The sequence below is a fragment of the Streptomyces lydicus genome (genome assembly GCF_000717345.1).
GTDB lineage: Bacteria > Actinomycetota > Actinomycetes > Streptomycetales > Streptomycetaceae > Streptomyces > Streptomyces lydicus.
In genome coordinates this window covers 339,667-351,827 of record NZ_JNZA01000012.1, presented here as the reverse complement: position 1 = coordinate 351,827, position 12,161 = coordinate 339,667, and the positions used below count along the sequence as shown (strand labels likewise).

Below are 12,161 nucleotides of genomic sequence, written 5' to 3'. Positions count from 1 at the left end.
CAGGTCACGGGTGCTTCCGTCCGGCGCGCCGATGGTCAGCCGCCGTATTTCGGCAGTGATGCCGCCGTGCAGCGCCTCGGTTTTGACGATCCGTTCGCCGACCTCCAGGTGTCGGCTCACCCAAGCCAGGGTCAACGGTCGGACAGCCGACGCCTCATCGTGGTTGGTCACCGTGCCACCTCATCACCCGGACGTCAGCACCCGCAATCGCTTTCTTTGGAGACGAGGGCAACGCTGCTTTGCTTCTCTCGCAGCTACCGCAGGCACCCTTCGGGCACTCGCATCGAGCCGTGAGCACAGCAACGCGTGCTCCGCCACGCTTGGAAAGTCCCCGTTTCAGCGGGCTCTGGCATTCATCACATAGAGCCGTCACGACCGTTGGACGATGACGACGACGGCCAGGAGGAGTGCCCGGAGGCCCCCCGCGCCGCTCACCGCCGCGCTCGACCAGACAGGATGTCAGCCGGCGGTGACCAACGCCGTGTCGTACTGCTGGCGGCCCGGAACCGGGCACAGTGTCAGGTGCCGGACCTGAACGCACCGAGCGGCCACACGACGTCGACGGCCAACCCGGCCAGGCGGGCCGCGGCCACGGTGTCTGCCGTACCGCCGCCACGACCTGTGGGGGCGCTGCCGTCCCAAATGGCGACGAGGCGGTCCGCGTCCTGGAGAAGGCGGCGGTTGGCCGCTTCGTAGGCGGCGCGGCCCGCGTGCTCGTACGGCAGAACCACCACCTCGGCGGCTGCGTCGCGTAGCGCGTCGAACTCGGCGAGGTCAGCGGGGCGGACCACCGCTTCCCGGTAGTCCCGGGACGGGATGATCGCCGACAGTCGGCCGCCGAGCGAGAGGATCTCCTCAGCGAAGAGCGTGTCGGCACCGCGGGCCAAGCACGAGCGCCCCACCAGCGCGGCGTCGGCAGGCAGGTCGGCAAGTAGCTCACGGAGGTCTGCGCGGATCCGACCGATTGCCTCGTCGGCCAGGTCCATGTGACCGGTGACGGCGATGGTGACCATGTGACAACCCGCTTCCGGCCGAGGCGATTTGCCCTTCACCCTAACCCGCTCCGGTGGCGGGGAGAGCGGCCGGTAGCGGGTGCCGCCGCCGTCACAGCACGACGGCGGCGAAGCCCAGAAGATAAGCCACGGCGAAGAGGAGAGGGATCCAGCGTTCGACACGGTTGAGCGGGAGATAGACGCGCCAGTCCCGCCCCTCGCCGAGAGCGCGCCATTCGGCGGCCACGAAGGCTCGGGCCGGCAGGCGCTCCTCGAATGCTCCGATCACCTCGAACTTGCCTCTGTTCAACTGCTGGTAGGAACGAACGGTGATCCACCATGTGGCGCACATGCCCAGCAGGACCAACAGGGCCGCGAGCGCGAGTGCGACCGGAGTCCCACGGTGATGCTCCTGGGACAGCCAGGTGCTGAGGAAGACGAGCAGCGTGCTGTGGAGGGTCAGGAAGAAGGTGTTGGCGAGGTTGCGCCGGGCGCTGACCCGGTCGGCCATCTCCACGCACAGCTTGTACTGCTCGAAGACCGCGGCGTGATACGTCGCGGCCGAGTCGCGGAAGTTCGCCGCGTCGATGTCCTCGTTCCACAGCGAATCACTGGTTCCGGCCAAGATGGCATCTCCGCCTATCGTTGCGAGGCCTCACACCGCGTTCCCGACGTGCCCGCCGGTCTGCCACGCGGTGACGCGCCTGACGATGAGGACGAGCAGCAGACCGGCCGCCACGTAGAGCGCCGTGAGCAGCGTGGACAGGTTCGCGTTGGTCAGCACCTGGGACTCGCTGTCCAACTGCGAGGCCGCGCGCCACTGGATCGGCCTGATGACGACGTTGGCGACCGCGAACAGTGCCCACCAGGCGCTGATCAAGGTGACCGGGACGGGCCGCCGGGGGGCGCTGGCCCGCCAGACATCCGAGACGACCTGGTAAGGGATCCACAGGTTGGCCACCGGGGTCATCCAGCAGCCCAGCACCCAGCCCCGGGCCCGGCGGTGCGCGGCAGCACCGCTCATCAGCTCCGAGTTGAGCCGGGCCCGCCACAGCCAGACGAGCCACACGATGCCGGCCACGACCCATACCAGCACCGACACCCAGAACGACCCCAGCTTCGCGAGGGCATCGGAGTCCGCGGCCAGCAGGTCCGTGGCCGTCGCCCTCCCGGCCAGGTAGTCGTGGACGAGAAAGTAGATGCGCCAGTTGGCCACCGTGACCAACACCTCATATACGAGCGCCACCGAGATCAGTACCGTCACGGCGGTGGCCACCCCGGTCACCGCCCTGGACCGCGCCGCGGCGAGTGGGCTCGCGTTCGCCGGCATGCCTTGCTGTGCACCGTCCATGATCTCCCCCGAAGATCGTCGACCCGCCGCGGACTGCGGCGGGCCTGGATGCGATTGGCCGTTGCCCTGTTGTGTCCCCGGTTTCTCGGGATGTCATGCGGGACGGCCGTAACGGAACGGCACTACCCGATGCCGAGGAGTTGCAGCACCCGGTCCACAAGCCAGCCCAGCAGGACGAGAACCGTGACCAAGGCGAATCCCTTCCACATCGACATCTGCGCGACGAAGGTGGCCCGCCAGGCCATCGTCCGTTTGCGGACCCCGACGGACGCCAGGGCGTCCTTGATGGTGCGGGCCAGGTGGTGCGTGGGCGTGAACATGGCCATGAACCCCAGACCGGTCTTCACGGCACGGGCCCCGCGGTGCACCAGCGCGCCCCGTGGGAGCTCGGCACGGGGCACAGGCTCCGCCGGGTGCACCTGAGGTGTCCACTCGGGGTCGAAGGTGATGACGGCACCGGTCCAGGGATCGCTCCCCACCACCTCGGCCAGCCGCGACGGGGCCGAGAGGTGCCGCTCCAGCCGCTGGACCAGCTCCGGCACCCCGCCCGGCGCCAGCAGGACGAGCTTGCGCGCGGGCTGGGTGGCGCGGGCCTGCTGGACCTCCCACCACAGCCCCTCGCCCAAACCCAGGCGCAGCACGATGAGTTGGGACAACTCCATCAGCCGCAGAACCGTCGGCTGCCAGTCGTCGAGCGGCAGGTAGAACCGCGCCGCGCCCAGCCGCGGCAGCGGCTCTCCGGGTCTGCCCACCGCGATCACGGGTCCGACGGCGCCCAACGCCCCCGTGAACTGCTCCTCCCGCGAGTGGACGCTGACGAACCCCGCCGAGTCGTCGACCTGGGCCGCGGTGTCGTCGTCGGCGAAGCTGCGCAGATAGAGCACGGGTTTGCGGCCGTCGGCCAGTAGGGCCCGAGCCGCGCCGCGCGCCGAGCGCGGGCGGGTGTAGCGCAGGCTCAGGAGCCCGGCCCCCACCGCGGCCAGGCCGCCGACCAGTGACCCCATCATGGTCATCGGTGGCATGGTGTAGCCCTCCCGCTGCGCCGTGCCCACAACGATGGCGCCCCCCGCGAGCAGCACGTATCCGGCGGCGCTGGCCAGCAGGAACACCGGACGTCGCCACCACCGCTGACGCGGGGCGAACCGGCTGACCACCCTGATGATCTCCGCGGTGTCCAACCGACGCCGCCGTCGCAGCCACAGCGCCGGCCCGAGCAGCACCACAGGGGGCACCGCCCAGTACAGCGCGGTCGCGCGCGACGAGCCGAGTTTCCGGTCGAGCCGCGCCCGGTCCCGTTCGACATCCGCCGCCAGCCCGTCAGCCCGCTCGCGGGCGAGGGAAACCCGGCCCTTCTCGACGTCACCGGTGGTGGAGAAGACCGCGGAGCGGCTCGCTCCCGACGGGGCGTTCTCCTTGAACCACGTGTTGCCCGCGCGGATCTCGGCGCGCGCGGACACGTCCCCGGCGGCATAGCGGTCCATCGCGGCGGTGAACGCGGCGGCCCGTGCCGGGGCGTCGCGGAAGCGGTCGCAGGCCCGCAGGTCCATGCCTGCGGTGATCGCCAGGTGCAGCGCGACATAGGCCGTGACGATCGCGACCGCCGTGATCAGCCGTGCGAACGCCCGTAAGCGCGAGGACACCTCAGCCCACCCCCTCACCTCGCCCGGGCACCGCCACCCGGCGCTGACCGCGTCCCGTACTACCACCTCGCCCCACGGACCGTGGCCAGTTCAGGTCACAACCACCAGCGTTGCAGGCGGCCATCGCCGCGGTGCACGCCGAGGCGCCGAGCGCGGAGGAGACCGACTGGCGGCAGATCGTCATCCTCTACTGTCTTTTGGAACAGGTCTCGCCCAATCCGATGGTGACGCTGAATCATGCGGTGGCGGCGGCCACGGCCCACGGTCCGCGGGCCGGTCTGGAGCTGCTGCGGCCTCTTGAGGAGGACGACCGGGTGGCCGACCACCACCGGTTGCATGCGGTGCGCGGCCATCTGCTGGAGATGGCGGGCGAGCGGCGTGCGGCCTGTGAGAGCTACCGGGAGGCGGCCCGGCACGGCCAGTCTGCCGGAGCGGCGTTTTTTGGAGTCCCGCGCGGACCGCCTGAGCGGTAACGAGGGCTGAGCGGCCGGCTGCGGCGGCGGCCGGGGAAAAAGCTCCGCGAGCGGCGCAAGAATGCGCTTCCCGTTCCGACGGTGTCATGAACGACATTCGGACGAGCGAGAGGACGCACGACATGTCCGTCACTGCGGCGGAAACAAGCCCCACCCACACCGGAGCGCGGCCCTGGTAGGCGCTCGCGGTCCTCGCGCTGCCGACGCTGAGGAACGACGCGGGGCCTTGAGCGGGGCCCCGCGTCGGCCGCGAGGGCTATGCCAGGTTCGATCTGCGGTGGGCGCGCGCCGCTGCGCGCAGGTGCGCCCTCCGGTTTACATCTCGACGCCGGACGGCAGCATGATCGGCCGCACCTCGATGCCCAGGCCCGGCATGCGGGCTTCGGGCAGGAGGGCGGCCAGCTCCTGGGCGCGTTCGACGGTTTCGCAGTCGATGAGGTAGAGGCCGGAGAGCTGGAGCGGGGAGGTCAGCAGGGGTCCATCGCGCAGGGATACGGCGCCGTCGAGGACGCGGAACACGGTGCTTTAGGCGACGTGGGCGAGGGTGTGGGCGGCGATGTTTCGCCGGCTTCGGCGACGGTTCGGGGAAAGGCGCCGGTGTTGTTGCACGAACTCCTCGCGCGCGGCGTCTGCCTCGGTGTCCCACGCGGCGGGGGCCATGGGCTGTATCAGCATGTACTTCACACCTGCGCTCCTGACGTCGCGGACGCCTCCTACAGACGTCATCCGCCTTTACGTCGGGGCCGGTGGCTGGGATTCGACATCGCCGGCGGCGCTGTGTGGGGCCTGCTGTGCGTAGCGGGCGGTGGCGTTCGGGGGATGTCGTGGTGGATCAGGGCGCCGCCGTGGGGAGGGTCGGTGCCCGCCACGACCAGCGTGGCATCGTGGCGAGAGGAAAGATGGGGCGGCGCCAGTGTCTGTGAACGACAGTCCCCGGCTGGACGGGGGAGACCAGCCGGGGACTGTCTTGCGTGTGCCCCGTGCGCCACATCGAAAACACGGCACTTATCTCGAAGGAGCTTTTCGATCCGGCCCGGAGGTCCGCGATCCGGCCCGGAGGTCCGCGATCCGTGGTGAGGAGGAAGTTCAAGTCGCCCGGCATGTACGGGGCTCGTCAGTTCCAGTGGCCCGCGGTGGCGGTCTCGGTGACGAAGGTTTCGAAGGCTCTGGGTGGCCGACCCAGGGCTCGTTCCACGCCGTCGGAGAGCGCGGCGCCCGAGCCGTTGGCGAGGGACACCAGGAGTTCCGTGAGCAGTCGGGCGACGTCGGGTGCGGCGCCGGCGGCGACCTGTCGCTCGATGAAGGCCGCCGGGTCGACGTCGACGTGACGGATCGTGCGACCGGTGGCCCGGGCGATGAGGCCGGCCGCCTCACCGAAGCTGATGGCCCGTGGGCCGGTCAGGTCGTAGACCCGTCCGCTGTGGCGGTCTTCGGTCAGCGCCGCCACAGCGACCTCGGCGATGTCCTCCGCGTCGACGAACGGCGTGCGCCCGTCACCGGTGGGCAGGGCCAGGGTTCCGGCGAGGATCCCGGGCCGCCAGGGGCCCTCGCTGAAGTTCTGCGCGAACCACTGCGGGCGCAGGATGGTCCAGTCGACGCCGGAGCCGCGCACGGCCTGCTCGGCGGCATGTAGGGGATGGCCGTCTTCGCCGGCGCGTGGAGCGGACAGCAGCACCAAGCGGCGTACGCCCGCGGCGACCGCCTCGGGCACCAACCGGGGAATGCGCGCCTGGTGGTCCGTGCTCGCCGACAGGCTCGGCTCCACCAGGTAGGCGGCGGTGACACCGTCGAGCGCGGGCGTCCAGCTCGCCGGGTTGTCCAGGTCGAAGTGGACGTCGCCGCCGGTGCGGGACGCCGTCCGCACCGGCAGGCCGGCGGACTTGAGGCGCCGGGCGATGCGGCTGCCGGTCTTGCCGGTGCCGCCGAGAACGAGGATGGCCTTCATGCCGTCCAGACAACCCCAGAGGTGCGTGGACGATCCATGGGAGAACGTCGTCGCCTCCTTTGTGATCGTCTAGCGTGGGAGCGTGGACGTCCTCAGCGATCTGCTGCACCGCGCTCGGGCCAGGAACGCGTTGGTCCGGCAACTGATCCAGCGTCCTCCGTGGTCGCTGAGCTTCACCGATCCGCCACCGCTCACGCTCGTGACCACGCTCGCCGGCCACGCGTCGGTGCGGATCGACGACGCGGGCACCACACCGGTACGTCTCGTCGCGGGCGACATCGCGCTCATCACCGGCCCCGGCCGGTACACGATCGCCGACGACCCTTCCACCCCGCCTCAGGTCGTGATCCACGGGCGACGGAAAAGCGTCGTCGACGGGTCCGTGGAAGCGCCGGCCACGCAGCGGAAGGTGGCTCCCCGCACCTACGGCGACGGGTTGCCCGGGGCCACGGTCATGCTCCGCGGCGCGTACGACCTCCGCGGCGACGTCGGCGACCGGCTGCTCGGCATGCTGCCGCAACTGGCGGTCGTGCCCGCCGGGCCGGCGACCCGGGCGGCACTGGACCTGCTCGCCACCGAGGCCACCCGTGAGGAGCCCGGTCAGGACGCCGTGCTGGGCCGGTTGCTGGACCTCTTGCTCGTACTGGCGTTGCGTGCCTGGTGTGCCGACGCGGAGACGACACCCGCCTGGTACCAGGCGCTGGCCGATCCGGCGATCGGCGAGGCGCTGCACCTGCTGCACGAGGATCCCGCCCGTCGGTGGACGGTCGCCGAGCTCGCCACCCGGGTCGGCATGTCCCGAGCAGCGTTCGCCGCCCGCTTCACCGGACTGGTCGGCGAACCCCCGCTCACGTACCTCACGGGCTGGCGGATGACCGTGGCGGCGGACCTGCTCCGGGACGACGGGACGACCGTCGCCGCCGTCGCCCGCGAAGTCGGGTACGAGGACCCCTTCGCCTTCAGTGTGGCGTTCAAGCGCATTCGGGGCGTCAGCCCCTCGCTCTGGCGCCGGCAGACGCACTGATTCGGGCGCGAGCAGGTCTTCTCCCCGGGGCCGACGGGGACGTCCAACACAGACACGGCTCGATCTTCTGCCGCATCGGAGGCGCCAAGTCACGCAGCGCCTCGACGTCGGTGATCTCCCGTGCGGGCGGCTGTCCGTAGGGTTTTCCTTCCTCCATCTGTGACCGGCAGCGGGCTGTCGCCGGATCACCTGCCTGGTGGCAGCCGCGGTTTGTGTCGGTCATACGCAATTCGCGGTGAGGGGCGTCAATGTCGTCCAAGTCCAAGGGGAGCTGTACGCGGCGATCCGCCGTGACACCCGTACTGGCTTGCCGAATCGAGCCCTGCAGTACAAGCGTGGAGTCGCTTCCCCGTGCCGAAGACCGTGACCACGTCGGTGTGGCCGGCACCGGCCTCCGGTGAACAGGTTGATGGTGTTGCCTGGTCTCCCGTACGGCGGCGAGCAGTTCGAGGTGATGGCTTCTCAGGTGCGCCGAGACAAGAAGGCGACGAGCGCGATGTAGGTGATGGCGGCGGTGGCCACGAACCAGAAGTACGGATCGCCGCTTCTTCCGGATGCCAGTTCACCGATGAAGGCGCTGAGATTCCCCACGGTGAGCACGATGCCCGTGCCGGCCCAGGCCCACCCTCCGATCCGGGCGAAGCGCTCGTCGGGAGCCTTCTCCGTGAGGCCCTGATAGGTCTCACTCCGGCGTCCCAGCAGCACCAACGCAAGACTGCAGGCCGCCAGGATCCCGAACGTCACCAGGCCGATAGCGAGATGACCACCGAAAGTCGCGGCCACGAGGCAGGCGACTCCGATGGCGAGGAAGAAGCCGGGGACGGACCGCCTGGCTGTGTTACTGGTCATCTGCTGGGCCCTCATTGGCATAAAACATCTCCTCAACGCTGACCTCGAAGAACTTGGCCATGGACAAGGCGAGCGGCAGGGAAGGCGTGTACCGCTCGGTCTCGATGGCGTTGATCGTTTGCCGCGAGACCCCGAGGGCTGTGCCTAGCTGGCCCTGGGAGAGCCCTCGTGACGACCGCAGCTCCCTGACACTGTTCCGCATGTGTAAAGCTTACTTGTCACCCTTCAGCGACTGTCAAGTTCGCTTTCCAGGAAGGGCCCGCGGGCCTGACTTCCCGTCAGGGCGAGGCGGACCAGGTCGCCGTAGTGCTCGGCCAGCGGCCGCGCCTGTCGGCGGCGCGGCAGGGCGGAAGTCAGAAGTGGGAAGTCAGACGACAAAAGTCAGAAGGCAGAAGGCAGTCCTGCCCGTTGGACCGGGCAGGGCCGAGACCTTCGCTGCGACGGGCAGCGTCAAGGTCGTCGGTCAGCGGGGCGAGCGACGGCACCGGCCTCACCCCGACGGCTTCCTCCGCGAATCGCGCGGGCAGTAAGGCTCCCAGAGGCTTGCCGGGCGGCGTCGAGGGGCCCCGGACCGTGGGCCTGGTCATGCTGCGGAACGTGTGGCGGGACCCACCGACGGGCGACTGGAACGGTGACGAGTCAGGCGGTCGAAGCGATCGCTCGGGTGACGGCCGTGATCGCCGGGTGGGGGCGGCCGGGGAGGCGCGCCACGAGAACCCGGCGGATCTCGGGAGGCGCGCCCTCGACGCGCAGCAGGCTCACCCCTGGCGGCAGGACCTGCGACAGCCGGGACGGCAGTGTCGTCACACCGAAACCGCCGGCGACCAAGTGCAGCTTCGTCAGCCAGTCGCGCGCGGAGTGGACGATGCGCGGGCGTCCGGGCAGACCCGGCCACACGCCGAGCAGCGGCTCGGTGCTCGACGACGGGGTGGCGATCCACGCGGCGTCGACCAACTCGTCGACGTGCACCGCGGAGCGGCCGGCGAACTCTCCGGTGGAGGGCGCCGCCACGACCAGTTCGGTGTCCTCGACCGTCTCGACGTGCAGGCGCGGCGACTCGCCGTCCGGCGGCCGGTGGGGCGGTCGGGATGTCAGCACGGCGACGTCGATCGAGCCCGCGCGCAGCGCCCGGATCAGGGTGGGAGTGGTGCCCTCCCGGGTCGTGACCGTGATGTGCGGGTCGGCCACCGCGAGCCGTTTGAGCGCGGCGGGCAGAATCACCGCGCCCGCGCTCAGGAACGCCCCGAGCCGCACCAGTTCGGCCTGCTGGACGGTGCCGGTGAGGTCCCGCTCGGCCGCCGCGACGGAATCAAGGATCGTGCGGGCGTGCCGCAGCAGGGTCAGCCCCGCGGGGGTGAGCCGCACCCCGTCGGGGCGACGTTCGAACAGGGTGGCGCCCGCGTTCCGTTCGAGGGAAGCGGCCTGGCGCGAGACCGCCGACTGCGTGTAGCCGAGCCGGGCGGCGGCCGCGGTGAAGCTGCCGGACTCTGCGATCTGCTGCAGGACCCGCAGGCCCGCACTGGAGATGTCCATGCGCAGTACGCATATCACGGATGCCAGATCGTCGCTTCCCTCATGTCAGCCGGGTGCCTAGCGTCTCTCTCGACACCACGAACGAACACGGAGGTCCTCACGTGCGAGCAGCCGTTCTGACGGAATTCGGCGCCCCGCTCACGGTGCGAGAGCTGCCCGACCCCGAGGCGGGAGGCGGTGAGGTGCTGGTCGAGGTACTGGCCACCTGTGTGCTCCCGTACGCGGCAGAGGTCTTCAGCGGCGAGCGGCACTACCCCCTTGTCCCGCCCGTCGTGCCCGGTCTCGGCGGCGTGGGCCGGGTCGTCCACGTCGGCCCGGACGCCACCCGGCTGCGCGGCGGCGACCTGGTGTGGTGCGACGCGACGGTGCGCTCCCGGGACGACGCCCTGACACCCGACATCACGTTGCAGGGCTGGAGTTCCCGAGGCGACGGCGGCGCCAGGCTCGCCCAACACCTGCACGACGGGTCGTTCTCCGAATTGATGCGGGTTCCGACGGAGAACGTCTTTCGGCTGCCTGCGGCGGCGGAGGACGACCCGGCCCGGTGGGCCGCGCTCGGCCTGCACGGCGTCCCCTACGGCGGACTGCTGGCCGGTGAGCTCGAGGCCGGCGAGACGCTGCTCGTCAGCGGGGCCACCGGAAACCTCGGCAGCAGCGCGGTCGCGGTCGCGCTCGCGTTGGGGGCGGGACGGGTGGTCGCACCGGGGCGGAACCGCGCCGCGCTCGATCTCCTCGCTGCCCGGTTCGGCCCGCGCGTGCGCCCGGTCCGGCTGACCGGGGACGAGGCCGCCGACCGCGCGTCGATGGCCGAAGCGGCCGACGGCCCGGTCGACATGGTGCTCGATCTGCTCCCGCCGAGCGCGCCCAGCTCGGCGACGCGCGCGGCAGCGATGACGGTGCGCGAGTACGGCCGTGTCGTCCTCATGGGCGGCGTCGGCATGCTCGGCGGCGACGATCTCGCGCTCCCGTACCCGTGGATCATGCGCAACTCGATCACCGTGCGCGGGCAGTGGCTGTACCCGCGCAGGGCGAACGTCGGTATGGTCCGGCTTCTTGCCTCCGGCGCGCTGGACCTCGCCCCCGAACGGGTCCGGTCTTTCCCCCTGGACGCCGTCAACGACGCCGTCGCGTACGCCGCAGCGCACGGCGGCCCGTTCGACCGCACCGTCCTCATCCCGACCGTCGGCTGACCAGGACCGCTGAACTCTGCACGCCGCAGCCGGACGGCTCACCGCCCGCACAAGCAGGCAGCCCAACGTGCCGCATGCGATCCGGGAGTTCGGTCACCAGGTCATTCCGCCCGCCACCTCCCCGTGCGTCTGGTCTGCACCGGGTCGGCCGCGGATGACGCCCTGGCCGCCGGGCCTCAGCGGCGCAGGGTGGCCTCCTGCTCCACGTACGACAGCTTCTCGGGGTTGCGGACGGCGTAGAGGCCGGTGATGAGGCCGTCGTCGATACGTACCGCCATGACGGTGTCGAGCACGCCGTTGAGCCGGAGAAGCAGCGCCGGACAGCCATTGACGTGTGCCGGCTGCAACGACACCGCGCCGGCGATCCTGCCCAGCACCGAGGCCACGGTGCCCGCCCCCACAACCGGTGCCAGCGCGGCCCGCACGACTCCCCCGCCGTCGGTCAGGAGCACGACGTCCGGCGCGAGGAGGTCGAGCAGGCGTTGCAACTCGCCTGTCTCGACCGCCTGTTGGAATGCCTCGAGCGCGTGGCAGGTCTCGGCCGCGGATACGGCTCCGCGTGGACGACGTGCCGCGACGTGCGCCCGCGCACGGTGGGCGATCTGGCGGACCGCGGCCGCACTCTTGTCGAGGGCTTCCGCGATCTCGTCATACTCCAGGTCGAACACCTCGCGCAGCAGGAACACCGCCCGCTCGGTCGGCCTGAGCGTCTCCAGCACCAGGAGCATCGCCATCGAGATGCTGTCGGCCAACTCGACGTCCTCCGCCACGTCGGGCGCGGTCAGCAGCGGTTCGGGCAGCCAGGGGCCGACGTAGGACTCCTTGCGGCGACGGAGCGTACGCAGTCGGCTCAGCGCCTGGCGCGTGGTGATCCGGACCAGGTAAGCGCGCTGATCCCGCACCGCATCGAGATCGACGCCCACCCATCGCAGCCAGGTTTCCTGCAGAACGTCCTCCGCGTCGGCGGCCGAGCCGAGCATCTCGTAGGCGACGGTGAACAGCAGGTTGCGGTGGGCGACGAACCCCTCGGTGGCGGAGTCCATGCGGCCGCCATGTGCAAGGTGTTCGGCTGTGCCGGCTGATCGTTCCCTGTGCTCGCTCATCACCGTTCGTTCCCTGCGCTCGCTCATCACTCGCCCCTGCGTATTCGCTCGCTCCCGGCCG

14 protein-coding genes and 1 pseudogene are annotated in these 12,161 nt (G+C 70.6%); 3 read left to right on the top strand and 12 right to left on the bottom strand.

Annotation, left to right across the window (positions count from 1 at the left end):
- The 5 genes and pseudogenes from OO62_RS40585 to OO62_RS14140 form a co-directional block, all read right to left on the bottom strand.
- A pseudogene (locus OO62_RS40585) lies at positions 1–171 on the bottom strand (aminoglycoside phosphotransferase family protein); the annotation flags it as partial.
- Between the two features lie 347 nt (positions 172–518).
- The gene (locus OO62_RS14155) at positions 519–1,013 is read right to left on the bottom strand and encodes a hypothetical protein (protein WP_033267681.1); all 495 of its coding nucleotides are present in this window, start codon (positions 1,011–1,013) and stop codon (positions 519–521) included.
- Between the two features lie 91 nt (positions 1,014–1,104).
- Complete coding sequence (locus OO62_RS14150; RefSeq protein WP_033267680.1) at positions 1,105–1,617, bottom strand: RipA family octameric membrane protein; 513 nt, start codon at positions 1,615–1,617, stop codon at positions 1,105–1,107.
- Positions 1,618–1,647: 30 nt separating this feature from the next.
- Positions 1,648–2,322: a DUF4328 domain-containing protein gene (locus OO62_RS14145; RefSeq protein WP_241691881.1), complete on the bottom strand. Its 675-nt coding sequence runs from the start codon at positions 2,320–2,322 to the stop codon at positions 1,648–1,650.
- 143 nt (positions 2,323–2,465) lie between these two features.
- Complete coding sequence (locus tag OO62_RS14140; RefSeq protein WP_033267679.1) at positions 2,466–3,983, bottom strand: hypothetical protein; 1,518 nt, start codon at positions 3,981–3,983, stop codon at positions 2,466–2,468.
- A gap of 110 nt (positions 3,984–4,093) precedes the next feature.
- Here OO62_RS14140 and OO62_RS14135 point away from each other — a divergent pair, with 110 nt between their 5' ends.
- Entirely contained in the window at positions 4,094–4,456 is a 363-nt protein-coding gene (locus tag OO62_RS14135) for an RNA polymerase sigma factor (RefSeq protein ID WP_033267678.1), read from the top strand.
- A 315-nt stretch (positions 4,457–4,771) separates the two neighbouring features.
- Here OO62_RS14135 and OO62_RS37880 read toward each other — a convergent pair whose 3' ends face one another.
- The 3 genes from OO62_RS37880 to OO62_RS14125 form a co-directional block, all read right to left on the bottom strand.
- Complete coding sequence (locus tag OO62_RS37880) at positions 4,772–4,975, bottom strand: YciI family protein (RefSeq protein ID WP_051733148.1); 204 nt, start codon at positions 4,973–4,975, stop codon at positions 4,772–4,774.
- A gap of 6 nt (positions 4,976–4,981) precedes the next feature.
- A complete protein-coding gene (locus tag OO62_RS39585) occupies positions 4,982–5,131 on the bottom strand; it encodes a hypothetical protein (RefSeq protein WP_157850146.1) in 150 nt (49 codons plus the stop codon).
- A gap of 439 nt (positions 5,132–5,570) precedes the next feature.
- Positions 5,571–6,401: an NAD(P)H-binding protein gene (locus OO62_RS14125; RefSeq protein WP_033267677.1), complete on the bottom strand. Its 831-nt coding sequence runs from the start codon at positions 6,399–6,401 to the stop codon at positions 5,571–5,573.
- Positions 6,402–6,483: 82 nt separating this feature from the next.
- Between OO62_RS14125 and OO62_RS14120 the strand changes: the two genes are divergently transcribed.
- The gene (locus tag OO62_RS14120) at positions 6,484–7,425 is read left to right on the top strand and encodes an AraC family transcriptional regulator (protein WP_033267676.1); all 942 of its coding nucleotides are present in this window, start codon (positions 6,484–6,486) and stop codon (positions 7,423–7,425) included.
- A gap of 462 nt (positions 7,426–7,887) precedes the next feature.
- Here the strand turns inward: OO62_RS14120 and OO62_RS14115 are convergent, their stop codons facing one another.
- From OO62_RS14115 to OO62_RS14105, 3 genes are all read right to left on the bottom strand, one after another.
- Positions 7,888–8,274, bottom strand: a complete 387-nt coding sequence (locus OO62_RS14115; protein ID WP_248782289.1) for a hypothetical protein — start codon at positions 8,272–8,274, stop codon at positions 7,888–7,890.
- Complete coding sequence (locus OO62_RS14110; protein ID WP_033267674.1) at positions 8,264–8,476, bottom strand: helix-turn-helix transcriptional regulator; 213 nt, start codon at positions 8,474–8,476, stop codon at positions 8,264–8,266. Before OO62_RS14110 ends, OO62_RS14115 begins: the two co-directional genes overlap by 11 nt.
- A gap of 437 nt (positions 8,477–8,913) precedes the next feature.
- Positions 8,914–9,807 carry a LysR family transcriptional regulator gene (locus OO62_RS14105; RefSeq protein WP_033267673.1) on the bottom strand — a complete coding sequence of 298 codons (894 nt, stop codon included), beginning with the start codon at positions 9,805–9,807 and terminating at the stop codon, positions 8,914–8,916.
- Positions 9,808–9,908: 101 nt separating this feature from the next.
- Between OO62_RS14105 and OO62_RS14100 the strand changes: the two genes are divergently transcribed.
- Positions 9,909–10,997: an alcohol dehydrogenase catalytic domain-containing protein gene (locus OO62_RS14100; RefSeq protein ID WP_211267954.1), complete on the top strand. Its 1,089-nt coding sequence runs from the start codon at positions 9,909–9,911 to the stop codon at positions 10,995–10,997.
- 176 nt (positions 10,998–11,173) lie between these two features.
- Here the strand turns inward: OO62_RS14100 and OO62_RS14095 are convergent, their stop codons facing one another.
- Positions 11,174–12,100: an RNA polymerase sigma-70 factor gene (locus OO62_RS14095; protein ID WP_078617162.1), complete on the bottom strand. Its 927-nt coding sequence runs from the start codon at positions 12,098–12,100 to the stop codon at positions 11,174–11,176.
- Between the last annotated feature and the right edge of the window lie 61 nt (positions 12,101–12,161).

Coding starts and splice junctions, on each gene's coding strand:
- OO62_RS14155 (WP_033267681.1), bottom strand. CDS start 1,013: ATGGTCACCATCGCCGTCACCGGTCACATGGACCTGGCCGACGAGGCA.
- OO62_RS14145 (WP_241691881.1), bottom strand. CDS start 2,322: ATGCCGGCGAACGCGAGCCCACTCGCCGCGGCGCGGTCCAGGGCGGTG.
- OO62_RS39585 (WP_157850146.1), bottom strand. CDS start 5,131: ATGCTGATACAGCCCATGGCCCCCGCCGCGTGGGACACCGAGGCAGAC.
- OO62_RS14125 (WP_033267677.1), bottom strand. CDS start 6,401: ATGAAGGCCATCCTCGTTCTCGGCGGCACCGGCAAGACCGGCAGCCGC.
- OO62_RS14115 (WP_248782289.1), bottom strand. CDS start 8,274: ATGACCAGTAACACAGCCAGGCGGTCCGTCCCCGGCTTCTTCCTCGCC.
- OO62_RS14110 (WP_033267674.1), bottom strand. CDS start 8,476: ATGCGGAACAGTGTCAGGGAGCTGCGGTCGTCACGAGGGCTCTCCCAG.
- OO62_RS14105 (WP_033267673.1), bottom strand. CDS start 9,807: ATGGACATCTCCAGTGCGGGCCTGCGGGTCCTGCAGCAGATCGCAGAG.
- OO62_RS14095 (WP_078617162.1), bottom strand. CDS start 12,100: ATGAGCGAGCACAGGGAACGATCAGCCGGCACAGCCGAACACCTTGCA.